The sequence below is a fragment of the Mesorhizobium sp. M0195 genome (genome assembly GCF_040322115.1).
GTDB lineage: Bacteria > Pseudomonadota > Alphaproteobacteria > Rhizobiales > Rhizobiaceae > Mesorhizobium.
Genome location: NZ_JAMYSV010000021.1, coordinates 49,286 through 66,399, shown reverse-complemented (window position 1 = coordinate 66,399; position 17,114 = coordinate 49,286). Strand labels below are relative to the sequence as shown.

Genomic DNA, 17,114 nt, shown 5'->3' with positions numbered 1-17,114 from the left:
GTTTTCGGCCCGACCCCGTTCGCTGCGGGTCCGGTCACGAGGAGCGATTTGGATAAGGGGCTCGGCCCAGACAAATCTGCAGGCGGGGTCGATCTCCCGCATTGCACGAACACCCGCGATGGCAGCCTTCACGAGATGCCGCTTGAACCATCCACGTTTGTTCGGCCCCACGCGGGAAATAGCCGACCTCAACAGCCCATGCGAAAAAGGAGATCTAGTTGATGGGACACAACAGAGGCGGTGTTCCGGCGATCGAACGCTGTACGCTCACGGCTTCTGCCGCGAACGAGGCATAGGCATCGATGAAATGCAGCGATCGCTGATCGACATGGTCTGGAGATCCGTAATGGAAGATGTCCCAGATAACCTGGACACCTGCCGATCGGGCCGCCTCGACCATTGGCGCCCAACTTGACCAGTCATAGGCGAAGCTTGCGGAACCGGAGCCTCCACCTGGTGCTCGTCCATACGCCCCACTTCGCCCATTCGAAGTCTTCTTTCAGCAGTCGGCTTCGAACTCGGCCGCCTTGTTAGGACCGGGAACCGCGTTGGCGAAATACCGCATCCAATGGGGCGCGCGCCATCTTCGTTGCTCAGTCCAGCTCGTCCTGGCGCGACCGGGTAATGCCGAACCGATTTGGTCGAGCCTTTGTTCCTGTGGTGGACTGTCCGGAGCTGGGTGGCGAAGGAGGAACAAGGAGGGCCGTGCCAAGTTCGGGGCGATATACCACCGCCGCCGATCGACTCGAGCGGCTGCTCAGCAACAAGAGAGGCACGGGATCACATGACCGTTCAGATTCGACTTTCCGAGATCGACCACGCCAGGCGCGAGGATCGTGGCGACGGCGCTTGGAGCATCGCACCGGACTTGGGCTATTTGCGGCTAGCAATCGTCAATGTCGTGTTCTTCGGCGCACCGGGCAGCGGAGATCGGAACTGGATGCTGATCGATACCGGGTTGCCGACGTCCCGCGGCAGCATTCTTGCGGTCGCGGAAAAGCGGTTTGGCACGAACGCACGGCCGGCCGCGATCATCCTGACCCACGGCCATTTCGACCATGTGGGAACGGTTCTAGACCTCGCGAATAGGTGGGACGTGCCTGTCTTCGCGCATCCACTCGAGCGCCCCTATCTGGACGGAACCGCGTCCTATCCGCCACCGGATCCGTGGGTCGGGGGTGGACTGATGGCGCTGCTTTCGCCGCTTTTTCCACGCGGGCCAATTGATCTTGGCAACCGTTTGGAACTCCTACCTGCCGACGGATCGATCCCCGGAATGCCCGGATGGCGATGGCTACACACACCCGGGCACGCGCCTGGGCATATCTCGCTCTGGCGCGAGGAGGACCGCTCGCTGATCGTAGGGGACGCTTTCATCACCACCGGTCAGGAGTCAGTCTATGAGGTCGCCGTTCAGGATCTTGAGATGCACGGTCCGCCGCGCTACTTCACGCCGGACTGGGATGCGGCGGAAAGATCCGTGAAGCACCTGGCTGCCCTGAACCCGCGGATGGTCATCAGTGGACACGGTGCGGCTGCTGCGGGAGTGGGCATGCGTCACGCTCTTGACAGCCTGGCTGAGCGGTTCAGGGTGTTCGCCGTCCCGCCGAAATTGAAATTTGTGCGCGAGCCGGCGGCAGTCCAAGGTAGCTGAGGCTAACCGAGCCGCCGTCGTTCTGAAGTATGGTCAAGTTGGGCAGACTCTATTTCTCGAGCCGGTAGAGTTACCCGTCGGGTCGTGCCCCTACCGTCGCCGACAAACTCTGACAAGCGGAACAAACCCGGAAGGCGCCGGGTTAGGGCGTTCGATCGGCGCAGGCGACAGCGGCCAAGCGCCCCGAAGTTCTGCGTCAGGAGAAGACGTCAGATGGAAAAGAGTACCCGAGGACGCGCCCTCTCCGCCGGCGAGCCGACCGGCAAGAAGTTGTTCGAGCCCACACGCGTCGGCATCCGCCGAGACTTGGCTTCGATTCGCTCAACCGTGGAGGAGACCAAATGGCAAATCTGGGAAGATTGGCGATCGCCATGCTTGGCGTTCTGGCATACCAAAATCGCGACAAGCTCTGTGAATTGATTCCGGGAGCGGGGTATCTTAACCCAAACGACCCGCAACGCAGAATTCTGGCTCAGATAACGAATGGCGTGTCGAGGGCTGACCTTGGTGAGATCCTCGACCGGTTCAGGGAGGTGGGGGCAGGATCGAAGGTCGACTCGTGGGTTGGCAGCGGGCCAAACCAACCGATCGAGCCAAGGGACGTCGAAGCGGCAATGGACGAAGGTACACTCACGTCCATTTTGATGCACACGGGTCTTTCGCGCGACGAGCTAATCAGAAGGATTGCGCGGGATCTACCCGAGACAGTCAACGAGATGACGCCGAATGGTGAATGGCCGCCTGAGCCGACACATGGCTTGGATAAGTCGACCCTGCTCGACAATGTATCCGAGGGAACACAGCCAGGAATGCAGCCGGCCCAAGGCGAGATCCAGGGTGGCAACTCTACACGGGGGGACGCTCCTGCGCGATCGCCTTCATCCGCTCGCGAACCAAGGGTCTGTTTCGAGCGCGCCGAACGCTCAACTGGCCGCCATCCTGAAAATGCGGCACCGCTGCATCGCGGCGCCCTCGCTCGCGTATATCGGTGAGCGGAAGAAGGCGCGTTCCTGGCTGGCCAGAGCGCTGGCGATCGATCCGGACGACTTCGTGACGCAGTACAACGCCGCTTGCATGTATTCCGTGCTCGGGGAAGTGGAGGAAGCGGTGCGGTACCTGGAAAGAGCCGTCGGAGGAAGCGTGAGTCAGAACGTATTGGAACGAATCCGTCACGAAGTCATTTCGACGCCATTCGCGATCACCCGCGGTTCGTGCAGCTTCTTAGTTCACTTGCCTTGTGACGCACAGCTGTACTTGCACAAGCTTCGGCCTGCCTAGCAGCCGCGTTCGGTTTGGGTGGCGGATTCAACTGATCGCAGCAACACACGCTCTTTTCTGAAAGATGGAGTGTGAGCCATGAAGCAGCGAAGTCGCATCTACTACTCGGCCGCTCAGCGCCTGAGATTTGGGTTCGATGGCAGGCGGGCGAGTCGATGAGCTCGATCGGACGACGATTCGATCGGGAGTCTTCATCGGTCCGTTCTTGCCGCCGCGCCTGGGCCTTGCACTGGCGGGCTGCCGGCCTTGCCTGTCGCCGGTGGTGTTTTCACCCACATTTTGCTGCCGCTGCTTGTGCTGCTCACCTGGCCGCTCGCCATGGGCAAGTATTTCGCCCCGGCATCGTCTCTGCGGGGTTTGCTTCGTCGGCAAAGGACATCGCCAGCTGGCCTCACAGCTGCGGTCGATCGCGGCCGAATCGGGATTGATGCTGGCCGACGCGCTGGCCGGCGGCCGCTTCACCCTGTTGATGCCTGCCGGCATTATTGCCGGGGCCGGCGACCGGTTGTTCGATGCGAAAGCCGAGGCTCTTAGACTACAATCGGAGATTCCTGGTTCCTTTGTCGATATCATCCCGCAGGCCGGCCACATGGTCCACCACACCGCACCGCTAGCTGTTCTCGCCATGGTGGACAGGGTCGCTGCCGCGGCCAGCAGTGAAGTAGGCCGGCACTGGCGCGATCCCGAAGAAGTGGAATCGCGATTTTCGGAAAAGATCATGCTCAAAAGCAATAGGTAGAACCCCGTCCCGACTCTATCGGGTGGCGAATCCGATGATTTACTTCACGGCGGCACGCACTTCAGCGAACCGCATCCTGTGCATCCATCCGCGCCGGTTCGGCTAACATCGACGTCGAGGTCCCGTATCTTGGGGGATTTGGCCAGGGGAACGGCCCCAATTCCGTGTTCGGCTTCTGCCTCTCTTTGTGGCTGCCAGCATCTAGTCGTCTGCAAATCGAGGCCACGGACTGACAAGCACCCCCGCACTACAAGGAGCTGGCGGTCGGAGAACAAATGTAGACATGTCGCACCATCCTTGCGGGTACGGCTTGCGATGCATACTGACGGTCGAGGGCTTAATGTAACCAAATCAACGGCTCGGCGTTTCGGTCAGCGCCGTTGCAATGAGCGAAGCCATAACCTCTGTCACGAGCATAGACTGGCGATTTCATGAATCGCAATTTTCTGGTGATCGAACCTGAGGAAGGCATTGCCGTGCTCAAGGGGCTTGCCTCCTCGGCGCGGATCTCGATGCTGAAACTGCTGCATGAGAAGGGGCCGATGAATGTCAACGAAATCGCTGCCGTGCTGTCGCTTCCGCAGTCGACCGTCTCGACCAACATCCAGGTGCTGGAGGATGCGGGGCTGATCCGCACCGAGAGAGCGAAGAAAGGCAACCGGAAAATCTGCTATCCGACCGCCGAAAAAGTGCTCGTCGTGTTCAAGAGCGAATATCGTGCGGTCAAGAACGACGCGATCGAAGTGTCGATGCCGATCGGGCTTTATACCGGCTTCGAGGTTACCGCGCCCTGCGGCCTTTGTTCGCCAGACGGCATCATCGGTCTGCTCGATGTGCCGAACACTTTCCTCGATCCGGACCGCATGAAAGCCGGTCTGCTATGGTTCACGCGCGGTTTTGTCGAATACCAGTTCCCCAACAATGCCAAGCTCGCCAATGCCGAGATCACCGAACTCGAAGTGGCGCTAGAGCTGTCCTCGGAAGTGCCCGGCACCAGCGCCGATTGGCCCTCGGACATCACGCTGACAATCAATGGCGTCGATGTCGGCACCTGGACGTCGCCGGGGGATTTCGGCGACAAGCGCGGCGTCTTCACGCCCTCCTGGTGGAAGCTCAAGGGCTCGCAATACGGCAAGCTGAAGAACTGGCGAATTGCCAGAGACGGCACCTATGTCGACGGTCTCAGGATTTCCGAAACCGGCCTCGCCGCACTCGATCTGAAGAGCCATCATTCAATCCGCGTCCGTATCGGGGTCAAGGACGACGCCAAGCGCCCCGGCGGGATCAACATTTTCGGCAAGGGCTTTGGAAACTACGATCAGGACATCCTGCTCAGGATCAAAACCGCGTGAATCCACTGGCGGCGTGCTGCGCGCAATTACGGTCCACTGCCAGATTTGCAGCTGGCAACGTCGTCTATGAGGCGACCGCTTGCCTGAGGTGAATAGATGCCCCGTCGCAAGCTTCGCCGACTGGCTGCGTATCACCTACTAGCCAGAGCGTTCATCCTCCGTTCCGGCAAATGCCGGAACTTACCATCTAGGCAACTCTCGAAAGTATATGCCGATCCAGGTCACACTTTGCCAACCCGAACCGCCACCGATGGTTCGTCGCCTCACGCCTGCTCTGGTAGAACAAAGTCAGTTGCCGGCCGTCGATCATCACCGTCGAATGGCCATTCTCGCCGGGCTCACCAGGGTCGAGAACGGGGCCAACGGAAACGTAGGGGCCCTTGACGTCATCGGCGATGGCGAAGAAGACGCGCTGCCGGCTGCCGCGCGGACCTTCGGGGAGGAAGCAGGTGGCGTTGAGAAGCACACGACCGTCCGGCAGCTCGACGAGCTGCGCGCCTTCGATCCCCCATTCGTAATCGGGGTGCTCGCGCGCATTGTGATGTGGCACGTCGAGATGATCGAGTATCTTGCCGAGACGTTTCCAAGGCCCGAACCAGGAATCGGATTGGCTGCGCGCCAGATAGACATCAGGCTGGGGCACCCTGGTGAATTTGGGCATGCCTGAATAGACGATATAGCGCTTGCCTCCGACGATTGCGGGGTGGGGATCGTAGATGCCGTCCTCATCGGTGTCGGGCAGCGACAATATCGCCGGATTGAGCACCACCCAATGAAAGCCGTCATTGGACACCGCGTGCTCGCAACGTCCGCCGGACTTCATGAATTCGGTCTGGATAAACATGTGGAAGACGCCGCACTCATGAATGACGCCGGGCGCCGCAATGCCAGATCCGGTTACCGGCAAAACGATCGCCTCGTGCTCTGTCCAGGGTCCATAAAGATCCGGCGCTGTGGCGTGGAGGATTTTCCAGCTCTCTGTTGTGACGGTGCCGCTGGAGCCGAAGACGTGCCAGAGCGTGCCGTCGAACACCGGACAAGGGTCCTTCAGATCATCCACAACCTGCGGGTGAAACAATGGAAAGACGTTGGTTTCAAAGTCGATCTTCATTCGCCAGCCATCCCTCGATTCGTCTCGGTCTCCATTCAAATGAACCACCGGCGCGACTCAGATGAATCGATTCCAAGCGTATTTATAGCTCCGCTGATGAACGGTTGTTGAACGATTGAAGGATTTGAACCGCTCTGTGGCAAAGGGCCACATTTGGGGAGCCCGACCTGACGCGAGGGGCTTCATCATGTGGATCGAATGGGGGCGGCCGGCTCGCCCCTTCTCTGTCGAGCCGTCGCAAGTGGAGCGGACGGCTGGTCTCGCCCGAGACAGTTTGGAGCTATGGAACAACTTATCGGGATGGAAGTTATATAGAAGGCTGCGAACTTCATGTCAAAGCTGCCTCGATTGACTTTTGTTAGTCGAGGCATTTTGTAACTATATCGAAGGATAATCTACATGGAAATGGCGGCGGGCCGGGCCAAAACACCAAAAAACCCTGTACAACCGTCTATTTTAATTTGCTTTTCACACCTCCGATGGAACTTCGTATATCAGAGACCACAACACGTTATGACCCTGGCGTCAAAACAGCAACAGCTAATTTACTTCGAAGAGCCGATCTTCGATGAGAGGCGCCACCCTTCGATGCGGGTGCACAATATTACCCCCAAGATCAGAATAGTGACGCCGCTGATCCCAGTTGGTACGTCCGCGACCAGGGCGGACGCGATCCAGCGCAGGTTCGTCGATCAGATCCTCGCCTCCACGCCGCATGACCGATTGACGACCTGGTATTACACGCCCATGGCGCTACGCTTCAGCGATCATCTCGCCTGTGACGTCTGCGTCTACGACTGCATGGATGAACTCTCCGCGTTCAAAGACGCTCCCGCAGAGTTGACGCAGTTGGAAAAGGCGCTGTTGCAACGTGCCGATGTCGTCTTCACGGGCGGGCAGAGCCTCTACGAGGCCAAGCGCAGCTTGCATCGGGCGATCTTTCCCTTCCCGAGCAGCATCGACGTTACCCATTTCCATCAGGCTAGGGCGCCAGGTGAAGACCCGTTCGATCAGGCCGACATACCTCACCCGAGGGTGGGGTACTTCGGGGTCATCGACGAACGGCTCGACCTTGAACTTATCGCGCATGCGGCTGCGGCAATGCCGGACGTGCAATTCGTCATGCTCGGCCCTGTCGTCAAGATCGATCGGGCGAGCCTTCCCACGGCTGGCAACCTGCATTGGCTGGGCGGCAAGTCGTATGCAGACCTGCCGAACTATCTCAGGCATTGGAGTGCCGGCTGGATGCCGTTCGCGCTCAACGAAGCGACCCGCTACATCAGCCCGACCAAGACTCCCGAGTTTCTTGCGGCAGGACTGCCGGTGTTGTCCACGGCGATCGTCGACGTTGTGCGTACCTACGGCGTCGAAGGCCTTGTCGAGATTGTCGAGGCGGAGGATATCGAGGCCAAGCTTCGGTCGATCCTGGCCCACCCCCGCGATTTCCTGGTCAAGAAGGCCGACGCCTACCTCGCCGACATGTCCTGGGAGAAGACCTGGAGCGCGATGGCTGCCCACATCGAGCGCGCCCTTGCGATGAAGAGCGTCGTCCCATTCCTGAGGAGGGCGTGAGCGTGTTCGACTGGTTGATCGTAGGGGCCGGTTTCGCCGGCAGTGTGCTGGCCGAGCGTATCGCATCGCAACGGCAGGAAAGCGTCCTGATCATAGACCGACGAAATCACGTCGGCGGCAATGCCTATGACTGCTACGACGAGGCCGGAATCCTAATTCACCGTTACGGGCCTCACATCTTTCACACCAACGCCCAATCGATCGTCGACTATCTGTCGCAATTCACGCAATGGCGGCCTTACGAACATCGCGTGCTGTCGCTTGTCGATGGAAAGCTGCTGCCGATACCGATTAATCTCGACACCATAAACCGCCTCTACGGCCTTGAATTGACGTCCGAGCAGCTGCAGGACTTCTTCGCTTTCCGACGCGAAACGGTCAAAGAAGTCCGCACCGCCGAGGACGTCGTGGTGAGCACAGTAGGCAGAGAGCTCTACGAGAAATTCTTCCGCGGCTACACGAGGAAGCAGTGGGGTGTCGACCCTTCCCAGTTGAGCAAGTCAGTGACGGCGCGAGTCCCAACCCGGACCGATCGCGACGATCGGTATTTTGGCGACAGCTTCCAGAACATGCCGGCAGGCGGGTATACGCGCATGTTTCAGCGCATGCTGGATAGTCCCAAGATCAAGATCATGCTGCAGACCGACTACCGCGAAATTCGCGACAAGATCCCCTTCCAGCAGATGATCTATACCGGTCCGATCGACGAGTATTTCGACTGGAAGCTTGGTCGCTTGCCCTACCGTTCGCTGCGCTTTGAGCACACGACGCTTGATTGCGAGCAGTTTCAACCGGTCGCCGTCGTCAACTATCCGCAGACGGAAAAATACACACGGATCACCGAGTACAAGCATCTGACCGGACAGAAGAGTCCGAAGACCAGCCTCACCTACGAATACCCCACCGACGTCGGAGATCCTTATTACCCGGTGCCGCGGGCCGAAAACGAGGCTTTGTACAAACGATACGAAGCTTTGGCCGCGGCGTGCCCGGAGGTCTGGTTCGTCGGACGTCTTGCAACATATCGCTATTACAATATGGATCAGGTGGTCGGCCAGGCATTGGCTACGTTCGGGCGCATTCAGACACGCCTGCCAGCAAACGGGATGCTCGTCACGCCGACGCAGCGCGAGGCGGCCGAGTGAATGATGCGCCGGCCTGACCGGCGTCGGGCGACCCACGGCCAAAGAGACCAACGATGTTTCTCGGCTTCTCGGCGAACAGCTCTAGATATGCTGTGCTGTTGATGCAGCTGAAAAGCGCGCACTGTTCGTATCAGCGAGGCTATAGCGCGCTTGCTTGTTGTTCCTCAAACGCCGAGAACGATTGGCGCTGGCGCTCCAACTCGTCCGCAAGTGGCTTGCGAACAGTGCGCGAGCCGTCCGCATGAATGGTGGAGAACAAGCCGACTTCGGCGTGGCGCGAATTGTCCCAACCTGGGTAGGCCGTCACCGGGTACAGGCATATACCCTGAACAGGTGCACCGAGGCTCGTCGCATCGCGCACTTCGTCGCAAACGTAGTGAAGCCAGGCTGGCCGCCCTGAACCTTCGGCGCCGGTCTCGGCGATGAACATCGGCTTCTTGTATCGTTCGGCGACCTCGACCAGCAATTCCGAAAGTGCACGGTATTCGTGGTGCCCCATCGGTATCGTTGGGCCATTCAAGTACCATTGGTTGTGCGGATAGAAGTTGAGGCCGATGACGTCCACAACGTCCTCGCTGCCGCCCAAGTCCGGTTCCACGCGCCCGATCAGCATGTCATACGCCTCGAATTGGCCCTGGCGAGCATTTTCGGCGCGCCGCCGCTCGGGGTGAGTACGGTCACGAGGAGCAATATGGATCAGCGGTTCAGCCCAGATGAACCTGCAGCCGGGTTCGGCCTCCCGCATGGCCCTCACGCCGGCGACCGCTGCCCTGACAAGGTGTCGTTTGAACCATCCACGCTTGTTCGGCCCGACGCGGGGGAAATAGCCGACCTCCACAGCCCATGCAAAAAACGAAATCTCGTTGATCGGGCACACCAGGGGAGCCACCCCGGTAGCGGAGCGATGAACCCGAACAGCTTCCGCGGCGAAACGGACGTAGGCCTTGATAAACCCCGGGCCACCTTGGTCGATATGGTCTGGCGAGCCATAGTGGAAGATATCCCAGATAATCTGCACCCCGGCCGCCTGGGCTGCTTCGATCGCCGACGTCCAACTCGACCAGTCGAAGACTCCGGGCGCTGTTTCAATCAGGTGCCAGCGCAAGCCGTCGCGGATCGTGCGAAGCCCAAGCTCGGCACAACGGCGATAGTCGGCATGTGCATGGATGTCATGTGAGGTCGCGCGGATCAGATCAAGACGGGCCCCGTCGGCGCGCCTGTGGGAGGAACACTCGAAACCAGCCATGAAAAAGCTGTCGAACCCGGAAGAGCCTGCCGTGGGCCGACGAGCGGTATCCTCGTTCATACCAACATCCTGTCGCCCAAGACGTGGGCAAGTAATCGCATTCGCAGTCCCCCATTGTCAGTTCCGGTGGCCTAGTCGAAACCGGTCGGCCACCACCACGTCGACGGCTCGGCGGCTGCGGTGTACACGTGTGGCCGGGGGCCGCGGTCGCGTCGATTCGATCCGAAGTTATGCGGCCTGTTGCATCGCCCGTTCGTTGACGCCTGTTTCGCCTAGTCGGGTGAGCGCCTCATCGGTTGCTTTTTCTTCCTTGAGCGTCTGTTCGAGTAGCGGGACGGCGTCTTTCAAGCCAAGTAACCCGGCCCATGTGACAAGAGTCCCGTAGCGCGCTATTTCATAATGTTCGACGGACTGGGCTGCAGCCACGAGACCCGCGTCCAATGCCGGAGCCTCCTCGAATTCCTCCAAAATCTCCTGTCCTTCTTCGATGATGCCGTCGATCGCCGGGCACGTTTTCCCTTGGGCTCTCTTGCCAAAGGCGTCGAAAACTTGCTGCAGACGCTCGATCTGACCTTCCGTCTCGTCACGATGTTTTTCGAACGCCGCCTTCAACTCTTCGGACTCCGCGCCCTTTGCCATTTTCCGGAGCGCCGTCAGAATCTTGCGTTCGGCGTAGTAGATGTCTTTCAGACCATCATAGAAAAGGTCTTCCAAGCCCTTGGAGCTGCCCTGAGAGCTTTTTTTCGTCGCCATTGTCATCTCCTCTTTCATTTCTATCGACGCATGCATGGCTCTAACTGGACCAGTCTCTTGTTGTTCCTTCGGCGACGGCACACCGGCAGCCAACAGCGAGCGACGGTCGGGTTGACCGCTGATTTCAGTCCGCCGCGCCAGCAGCGGCTTGAGCATCTCGGCTGCGCTCCATTGCGGAAGTTCCGGAATGAGGATCGTCTGCCTGAAGGGTTTCCGCTGTCATCGAGTCCTTGCGGCCGCATTTTTCGCAACGGACCTTTGCCCGCACCTGATCAAGGTTCCCGATCTCTTCTCGGAGTTCGAGAGGGTTGGAGAAGCGCTTAAGGCGTTGGCGTCCCGGATCATTGCAAATTACATGGCCGGACTAGTGGACGAGGAAGAACTACTGTCGGCTTCCCGGCAGGCGCTTGGACGGCAAGTGCAGACCTGAGCGAATCCCCTGGCTAGAATTGGTCCGGAACCGTACAATAGCAAATCGTCAGCAATACAACATGGCCGCTGACGCTTGCGAGCGACTGTCGCACTCTTGGCCCAATACGAGGCATTGGTGTAATGGCGGAAGAACAAGGGCGGCTCGGCCCGAAATCTGAAATCGTCAGCGAGCTCGCGCGAGAGTCAGGCGTATCCGACACCACATACGCGAGATAATGTCGCTGGTCGGCTTCGATCGCGGCTCAATCCTGAGGGAAGCTCGTCTCCTCAAAAAGAACAAGTAGGGCCGGCGGTTTTGCACGGCGTCGGCGGCATCTGGTCCACCGGAAATGCATTCTGGGCCGAAGCATCCTTCTGGTTGCCCGGCTTTGTCCTGTTGATGAGCGCTGCCGCGGCGCTGGCCGGCTTTACCGATTTTCTTGGAAATTCAAGGGTGCGGTCCATCAATGCAGCGTGGCACCATATGGTCGGCAATGTCGTGGCCGTGGTGCTGGCGCTGGCCAGCTTCATGCTGCGCCTAAGCGCCGGTGCCGCCGAGGGCGCCTTGCCCTGGGGCCTGGCGCTATCAACGATTGTCGTTCTGCTGCTCGTCTACACCGGCTGGAAAGGCGGAACGCTTGTCTACGAACACAGGGTAGGCGTCCATCCCGAAGAGGGTGAGGATCTCAACTCCCGCCCGGAATTATCCCGATAGGTTGACGAATGGCCGAACTGCGGGGAGCCGTCGTCGTGGTCGCCGGCGCCTCGAGCGGCATCGGCAGAGCGACTGCTCTGGGTTTGGCGCGCAAAGGCGCACGGCTAGTGCTGGTCTCAAGAAACGCGGACGCACTCGACAAGGTCGCCAAGGAGTGCGCCGGCTTGGGCGGTGAGGCGCTGACCTTTGCCACCGATATGGCGGACGATGCGGCCCGTGGAGAATGCGCAGCTTTGCCGTGTCGCGTTTCGGCAGGATCGACGTGTGGGTGAATTGCGCCGCAGTCCTGCTTTTCGGCCGCTTCGAGGAAATCCCGCCGCATGTGTGATCAGGACGTTTCTGGTGGATGGCGCCGGTACTGAACAAAGCTTGTGACCAGTCGGATGCGGTGAGTGGAAGAGCCCGCCGGCTTCCCCAGCCCCCTTGGGGTGCAACCTGTAGTGAATGGACTGGAAGACAATCTTGCCGTCCTGAATGACGGAACTGTCGGCGCCCTCAATGGCGTCGAACCTGGACGAAGTTGCCGACCAGATCAGCAGTGTATAGGGGCCGCGGACCTGTTTTGCGATGTAGTTGAACTCACCTTGAGGCAGCTGCTCGCGCAGGCGTTTGGACGACAGGCGGACGGCATCATGGCCTCTAAATTCGAATTCGCGGTCAAGGGGACCACGTCCACAGCATAGTTGCGCCTAAGATCCTCCTCGATGTCGCCAGCGGCGCGAAGCCTTAGATGGTCTTCGAAAACCCCCTCTGCGGACCGAGCACGTCATGTCTCCTTTGCAGTACCGGAAAGGCCGTGGACAGCCGTCTCGTCCTTCGCGATGCTGAACGGATGCGACCGCGGTTTGTTCCTGAGGCCAACATGCGCTGGAGCCGGATTGCCTTGCACCCCCGATCACAAACGAATGAGAACATTCAATCGGGGTCCTCATGGCTTCCGGCATCGACATTCTGGCATGCTGACCAGCGACGAGGTCGGCAATTGTCCAGGACTAGAGCGGCCGGCCAGGTGCGCATGCAGCGGTGCTGGGGGGACCTCACGCTCCAAGGCCGTCCTGGCCTTCGCCAGCGACAACCACAAGGCCTGCAAAAAAGCTTCATCTGCTTGCAGTGTTAATCCGACCTCCTTGCAATGTTCAACGATCCTGTCCTGAATCGACACTGCGGTTTCATACCGTTGGACAACCCTTGCCAGAACGTCCTGACAGGTGCCAATCGCCACCTCCCGAATGTGGTCAGCGACGGGAGAGAGGGCAGCACGGGTGACATCATGAGCAACGGGGCGTCCCGATCAGTCGGATGTATTCCGCCTCGGGCTGCCCATAAGAACGATCCGCCAACGCGCGTCTATAGCAATAGCTTCAGCCTTCAATTGAACAAGCAATCGTGCGGGGACCGGTCCTCACCCACGACCAGGGCTGATCCGGTCATACCGTCAAAGCCAATAAGGCCAACCTCGGCCTCGACCTCAGCCCGAAGCTTCGCCACCATTGACCCGAGACCGCTCTCGAAGAAATCGACGGTGTCAATCGGGACCGAGGCCTGCTCCAGGTGCGTCGTCAGTCCCAAGTGACGGCCTTCGAGGTGAGGCTGCAGCAATGTCAGATCCGGCGCGCTCAGGCGCCGCAACAGTTCGTTCTTGAACGAGGTTTCCATCTGCGCTGTCTCCCGATCGGGGCGGAAGCGCGATGGTCGCTCACAGCTGACGACGCCCTAACAATTGCCGACAGTCAGGGGAAAGTATACCTAAAAGGGCCGGGAGTCTCAAAAAGCTACTATGCTGACCAGAGAAGCTCGTCAGTTTGGCGATCTTCAAGATGCTGCTAACAAGCAGTGTCCGCCTCTACCGGTCGAAGGTTGCCTTCGCAATCTGGTGTGCGCCTTTTGTCGAAGCATACGGCCCCAAACTGATTCATCCTCTGGGGAAGCCAAGCGGTATCGACGCTGCCTGAAAACTTACGCGCAAGCGCTCCACACTTTCGGGGCGGCGCTTTGTCGATCGCCCAGAGTAGCCAAGCACCCCTTCTTTATCCCATAGTATTCGTCTTCGCCTATTGCTCCGGAACGGCAGAGGTTTGCGGACGATTTCGTGCTGCTTCGGCAATTTCCGGGATGTATTTCGTCGCGGTGCAGCTTCGGTTCACATTGGCGCGTGCGTCGAATACCTCTTTCTCGCAGACCCGCTTGGCGAGCTCGATAGGCACATGAACTGCCAGAGGCACTTCCACCTCAGAGATTCCAAGCTCCCGTGCGATCTGCTGTTTCACTTCGTGCCTGCCAAGCGAAACGTCGACGCCGACATCCTCGGCATCTTCGGTTGTCGATGATGCGCCTTGCCCCGGAAGATCTTGCTGCTCGGTCTGAGCAAATGACTGCACGGCAAAGAGTTGCAACGCGAACACGGCGAGCGGCAAAATTCGTTGGAATACTCTCATGCCTGGCTCCTGCAGGTGCCTTTAACAACGGCAAAGTATTTGAAGCGTTCCAGAGGCGGGGATGCGCGCGCTCAGCGGCAGTCGAGGCGGGTTTTTTCTGTTTGGCGTGGAATACGATATGGCGACCATGGTTGGGTGCCGACAGCCGACTGTGCTGGCACATCGGAGTGTAGGAAGTTGCCTACCGAGAAAGAAAGACAAGCCAGAGACGAGCGCGCCTCGGATGCTGCACGAGGATTGACCGACATTGAGCGTGCGGCACGAGACGCAAAGACCGCGACTTCGGGAGCAGCGCCTGAAGGCCGCACTTGCTGTGACGTCGGCCCGCGGCATCTAAACCGAAGAGGACACCAAACCGCGAAAGCCTAGCAGTCAGTTGCACCACACGGGAGCTTGCATTCAACCCCACGGTGCTCAAGATCCAAGTAGGCTCTGCAGCTCTCTAGGCTCAGAACGTCGTGCACCCAAGTTAGATCCTGCTGCAGCAGTCAGGACTACCCCAGAACGAATATGGCCAGCAGGGCAACAAAGAGAACAAGGGCGATCGCGGCGCCCCAGATGAGGACCTTTCCGGTGCCGCGTTGCTCTTCCTCGCGAGAAACGTCTTTCGCCATTCCATGCATCCTTTGCGAAGGTCCAAACTGAGCAACGTGCCGTGCCAGGCTGTTCCCAGCGCTCTCGGAGCCAACTTGGTGTCAGTCCAACTGCCGGTGCCGTAGGGCTTCTTCGCTCTAGCGCTATCGGCAATACAGCGCGGCTCTCCTCTGAGCGCGGCCGCAGCTCCCTTCAGGCAAGATGCGCGAGCAGGCGGATATCTATCTGACCGAAAGCAAACAGAAGCCAGGCGTGCCCACTGAAAGCACAAGCAAGCGCAAAGGTTCCTCAACTGATGCTCGGCTGGCGGCAACTTGCTCGCCAGCCGAGTTGAGTTCAGGCGGTGGTCGGGGGAGACTGGCCAGCCACACGCTGGTGATTCCAACCTTTGCCGATGTGCCAATCAGCAACCTTGGTCGGTCTTTTTGACCTGGCCTGGCGCGGCGGTGTTGGCTGCCGTGTCCTGCTGACCTGGCGCCGCCTGCTGAGCGCTGCCAGTCTGCTGGCCGGGCGCGCAGTCTCTGGCCGAGTTCGGATTTGTGGTGCCGCTGGTGGTCGTCGTGTCGGTGCCTTGATCGCCGGACATGTTGGTCCCGCTGCTCGTCGTGCCGGTGCCCTGATCCGTCGTGCTGGGCATGGTCGTCGTGGTCGAGGTTCCGCTCGTCGAGGTTCCGCTCGAAGTTCCGCTGGTCGTCTGGGCAAAGGAAAGCCCGGCCGACACCGCCAGCACGGCCGAAGCCAAAAGGATGCGTTTCATCTTCTTTCTCCTGTCTGAATGCGCCGGATGCGCCTGGCAAATTGAACAGGCAGACAGAAGGAGTGTTCCCCGATGAAGTTCAACTTTTGTAACTCTGGTCGTAGCTCAGCCTTAGGATGGCCGGCGTATATTAGAACCTCATGACGGCGGCTCGAGTCGAAAAGCAATCAATGAGCGGAGAGGCCGTCGCGTTCCTTGTGACTGCGGTGGCGCGGTGAGGCACAAGGCTCAATGCGGAGCGCCAGCGGCCGCGATCAGCGCCTCGTCGAGAATCCACTTCAGCTTCGCCGAGCGCTGGTAGCTTCATCTGCTTGCCGTTCTTACTTGCCAGGAACGACATGCAGCGGTCGCAGTATGCCATGCGGGACCTTCAATATGTCGCCGTATGTCGCCGCGTCGGATGGCCAGGAAGCGGCCAGTGCCAGTTGGACTTTGTGATGGAGCGGCGCAGCGACGAGCGTCCACGGGCCGTTTTCCTTGCGCCGATCTTCCGCGATCTTGGCCTTTTCCACGCATCGCTGCAGCATTTTCGCGAGGTGAATTGAGACCCGCCACGACGCTGATCTCTGCGACGGTCAAGGCCCGTTCGGCGGGCTCTACTCCGGAACAATGTCCTCTTCTGAAAGTTTCCTTAGATCGCAAAGGAGATTCGAGATGTCAGAAAGCCGCGAATGGTTTGTCCAATGGCTTAGAGATGCCCATGCCATGGAAGAGCAGGCCGAAACGATGTTGAACGGGCAGTTGGGTCGCATCGAGAACTATCCCGAGCTGAGCGACCGGATCCGACAGCACCTCGACGAGACGAAGCAGCAGGCTGCCCGGCTGAAGACTTGTCTCGATCAGATGGACGAGGGTTCATCCACGATGAAGGACGCTGGCGGTAAGCTGACGGCGATGGCGCAATCGCTGAGCGGCGTCTTCGCTGGAGACGAGGTGATGAAAGGATCGCTCGCGAGCTACACGTTCGAGCACATGGAAATCGCCTCCTACACGATCCTGATTGCCGCTGCTCGATCGCTCGGCGAAACGGAGGCTCTTCGGGTTTGCGAAGAGAATCTGCGAGAGGAAGTCGCGATGGCGGATTGGCTGAAAACCCGTCTTCCCTCGACGACCGAGCAGTTCCTTGCGCGGGCCGAAGCGGACAGCGACAGCGCCAAGCGGTGATCGGGTAGGAACGTAGTGACCGTGAACTGGGTGATCGGGATTCGTCCGCTAGCGCGTCCCCCTTCGTGAACGCTGGGCAACGAACACGCCTAGCAGGCGGTCGTCGAGCTGCGCATTTCGAGAAATTGCAACGACGAGCGATGCTAATATTGCGGCGTCGTCACTTCTTAGAGAGTTGAAGCGTTCGT

General features: G+C 59.4%; 18 protein-coding genes. 11 read left to right on the top strand and 7 right to left on the bottom strand.

Annotated elements, in window-relative coordinates; all coding sequences use genetic code 11:
• Nucleotides 1–784 precede the first annotated feature (784 nt).
• The 5 genes from NKJ12_RS27110 (at nt 785) to NKJ12_RS27095 (ending at nt 5,023) form a co-directional block, all read left to right on the top strand.
• Nucleotides 785–1,654 (top strand): MBL fold metallo-hydrolase, encoded by an 870-nt coding sequence (locus NKJ12_RS27110; protein WP_352706247.1) that lies wholly within the window; start codon nt 785–787, stop codon nt 1,652–1,654.
• 341 nt (nt 1,655–1,995) lie between these two features.
• On the top strand, nt 1,996–2,646 hold the full coding sequence (locus tag NKJ12_RS27105) for a YidB family protein (protein ID WP_352706245.1): 651 nt from the start codon (nt 1,996–1,998) through the stop codon (nt 2,644–2,646).
• Entirely contained in the window at nt 2,600–2,932 is a 333-nt protein-coding gene (locus tag NKJ12_RS32330) for a TPR end-of-group domain-containing protein (RefSeq protein WP_502900687.1), read from the top strand. Before NKJ12_RS27105 ends, NKJ12_RS32330 begins: the two co-directional genes overlap by 47 nt.
• 424 nt (nt 2,933–3,356) lie before the next feature.
• Nucleotides 3,357–3,671 carry an alpha/beta fold hydrolase gene (locus NKJ12_RS27100; protein WP_352706244.1) on the top strand — a complete coding sequence of 105 codons (315 nt, stop codon included), beginning with the start codon at nt 3,357–3,359 and terminating at the stop codon, nt 3,669–3,671.
• Nucleotides 3,672–4,102: 431 nt separating this feature from the next.
• A complete protein-coding gene (locus NKJ12_RS27095) occupies nt 4,103–5,023 on the top strand; it encodes an ArsR/SmtB family transcription factor (protein ID WP_352706242.1) in 921 nt (306 codons plus the stop codon).
• A gap of 187 nt (nt 5,024–5,210) precedes the next feature.
• Here the strand turns inward: NKJ12_RS27095 and NKJ12_RS27090 are convergent, their stop codons facing one another.
• Entirely contained in the window at nt 5,211–6,134 is a 924-nt protein-coding gene (locus NKJ12_RS27090) for a glycoside hydrolase family protein (RefSeq protein WP_352473704.1), read from the bottom strand.
• A 399-nt stretch (nt 6,135–6,533) separates the two neighbouring features.
• On the opposite strand from NKJ12_RS27090, the gene NKJ12_RS27085 reads away from it, so the two are divergent.
• Nucleotides 6,534–7,706 carry a glycosyltransferase family protein gene (locus NKJ12_RS27085; protein ID WP_352706240.1) on the top strand — a complete coding sequence of 391 codons (1,173 nt, stop codon included), beginning with the start codon at nt 6,534–6,536 and terminating at the stop codon, nt 7,704–7,706.
• A gap of 2 nt (nt 7,707–7,708) precedes the next feature.
• On the top strand, nt 7,709–8,851 hold the full coding sequence (gene glf, locus NKJ12_RS27080; RefSeq protein WP_352706265.1) for a UDP-galactopyranose mutase: 1,143 nt from the start codon (nt 7,709–7,711) through the stop codon (nt 8,849–8,851).
• A gap of 139 nt (nt 8,852–8,990) precedes the next feature.
• Here glf and NKJ12_RS27075 read toward each other — a convergent pair whose 3' ends face one another.
• Both NKJ12_RS27075 and NKJ12_RS27070 read right to left on the bottom strand, forming a co-directional pair.
• Entirely contained in the window at nt 8,991–10,157 is a 1,167-nt protein-coding gene (locus NKJ12_RS27075; protein WP_352706238.1) for a glycoside hydrolase family 1 protein, read from the bottom strand.
• Between the two features lie 168 nt (nt 10,158–10,325).
• Nucleotides 10,326–10,850 carry a YciE/YciF ferroxidase family protein gene (locus tag NKJ12_RS27070; RefSeq protein WP_023677856.1) on the bottom strand — a complete coding sequence of 175 codons (525 nt, stop codon included), beginning with the start codon at nt 10,848–10,850 and terminating at the stop codon, nt 10,326–10,328.
• A gap of 187 nt (nt 10,851–11,037) precedes the next feature.
• Here NKJ12_RS27070 and NKJ12_RS27065 point away from each other — a divergent pair, with 187 nt between their 5' ends.
• The 3 genes from NKJ12_RS27065 to NKJ12_RS27055 all read left to right on the top strand — a co-directional run bounded on the left by NKJ12_RS27065 (nt 11,038) and on the right by NKJ12_RS27055 (nt 12,248).
• The gene (locus NKJ12_RS27065; protein ID WP_352473700.1) at nt 11,038–11,280 is read left to right on the top strand and encodes a hypothetical protein; all 243 of its coding nucleotides are present in this window, start codon (nt 11,038–11,040) and stop codon (nt 11,278–11,280) included.
• 297 nt (nt 11,281–11,577) lie between these two features.
• A complete protein-coding gene (locus NKJ12_RS27060; RefSeq protein ID WP_352706236.1) occupies nt 11,578–11,976 on the top strand; it encodes a DUF2231 domain-containing protein in 399 nt (132 codons plus the stop codon).
• 8 nt (nt 11,977–11,984) lie between these two features.
• Nucleotides 11,985–12,248, top strand: coding sequence for an SDR family NAD(P)-dependent oxidoreductase (locus NKJ12_RS27055; protein WP_352706234.1), 264 nt, complete (start codon nt 11,985–11,987; stop codon nt 12,246–12,248).
• 1,096 nt (nt 12,249–13,344) lie between these two features.
• Here NKJ12_RS27055 and NKJ12_RS27050 read toward each other — a convergent pair.
• The 4 genes from NKJ12_RS27050 to NKJ12_RS27035 form a co-directional block, all read right to left on the bottom strand.
• Nucleotides 13,345–13,632 (bottom strand): hypothetical protein, encoded by a 288-nt coding sequence (locus tag NKJ12_RS27050; RefSeq protein ID WP_352706232.1) that lies wholly within the window; start codon nt 13,630–13,632, stop codon nt 13,345–13,347.
• Nucleotides 13,633–14,027: 395 nt separating this feature from the next.
• Nucleotides 14,028–14,411 (bottom strand): hypothetical protein, encoded by a 384-nt coding sequence (locus NKJ12_RS27045; RefSeq protein WP_352473695.1) that lies wholly within the window; start codon nt 14,409–14,411, stop codon nt 14,028–14,030.
• Nucleotides 14,412–15,408: 997 nt separating this feature from the next.
• Complete coding sequence (locus NKJ12_RS27040) at nt 15,409–15,762, bottom strand: hypothetical protein (RefSeq protein WP_352706230.1); 354 nt, start codon at nt 15,760–15,762, stop codon at nt 15,409–15,411.
• Nucleotides 15,763–16,082: 320 nt separating this feature from the next.
• Nucleotides 16,083–16,274, bottom strand: coding sequence for a hypothetical protein (locus NKJ12_RS27035; protein WP_352706228.1), 192 nt, complete (start codon nt 16,272–16,274; stop codon nt 16,083–16,085).
• A gap of 142 nt (nt 16,275–16,416) precedes the next feature.
• Between NKJ12_RS27035 and NKJ12_RS27030 the strand changes: the two genes are divergently transcribed.
• Complete coding sequence (locus NKJ12_RS27030) at nt 16,417–16,926, top strand: ferritin-like domain-containing protein (protein WP_352457928.1); 510 nt, start codon at nt 16,417–16,419, stop codon at nt 16,924–16,926.
• The last annotated feature ends 188 nt before the right edge of the window (nt 16,927–17,114 follow it).

Coding starts and splice junctions, on each gene's coding strand:
- NKJ12_RS27110 (WP_352706247.1), top strand. CDS start 785: ATGACCGTTCAGATTCGACTTTCCGAGATCGACCACGCCAGGCGCGAG.
- NKJ12_RS27105 (WP_352706245.1), top strand. CDS start 1,996: ATGGCAAATCTGGGAAGATTGGCGATCGCCATGCTTGGCGTTCTGGCA.
- NKJ12_RS32330 (WP_502900687.1), top strand. CDS start 2,600: ATGCGGCACCGCTGCATCGCGGCGCCCTCGCTCGCGTATATCGGTGAG.
- NKJ12_RS27095 (WP_352706242.1), top strand. CDS start 4,103: ATGAATCGCAATTTTCTGGTGATCGAACCTGAGGAAGGCATTGCCGTG.
- NKJ12_RS27090 (WP_352473704.1), bottom strand. CDS start 6,134: ATGAAGATCGACTTTGAAACCAACGTCTTTCCATTGTTTCACCCGCAG.
- NKJ12_RS27085 (WP_352706240.1), top strand. CDS start 6,534: ATGGAAATGGCGGCGGGCCGGGCCAAAACACCAAAAAACCCTGTACAA.
- NKJ12_RS27075 (WP_352706238.1), bottom strand. CDS start 10,157: ATGAACGAGGATACCGCTCGTCGGCCCACGGCAGGCTCTTCCGGGTTC.
- NKJ12_RS27070 (WP_023677856.1), bottom strand. CDS start 10,850: ATGGCGACGAAAAAAAGCTCTCAGGGCAGCTCCAAGGGCTTGGAAGAC.
- NKJ12_RS27065 (WP_352473700.1), top strand. CDS start 11,038: ATGAGGATCGTCTGCCTGAAGGGTTTCCGCTGTCATCGAGTCCTTGCG.
- NKJ12_RS27055 (WP_352706234.1), top strand. CDS start 11,985: ATGGCCGAACTGCGGGGAGCCGTCGTCGTGGTCGCCGGCGCCTCGAGC.
- NKJ12_RS27050 (WP_352706232.1), bottom strand. CDS start 13,632: ATGGAAACCTCGTTCAAGAACGAACTGTTGCGGCGCCTGAGCGCGCCG.
- NKJ12_RS27045 (WP_352473695.1), bottom strand. CDS start 14,411: ATGAGAGTATTCCAACGAATTTTGCCGCTCGCCGTGTTCGCGTTGCAA.
- NKJ12_RS27040 (WP_352706230.1), bottom strand. CDS start 15,762: ATGAAACGCATCCTTTTGGCTTCGGCCGTGCTGGCGGTGTCGGCCGGG.
- NKJ12_RS27030 (WP_352457928.1), top strand. CDS start 16,417: ATGTCAGAAAGCCGCGAATGGTTTGTCCAATGGCTTAGAGATGCCCAT.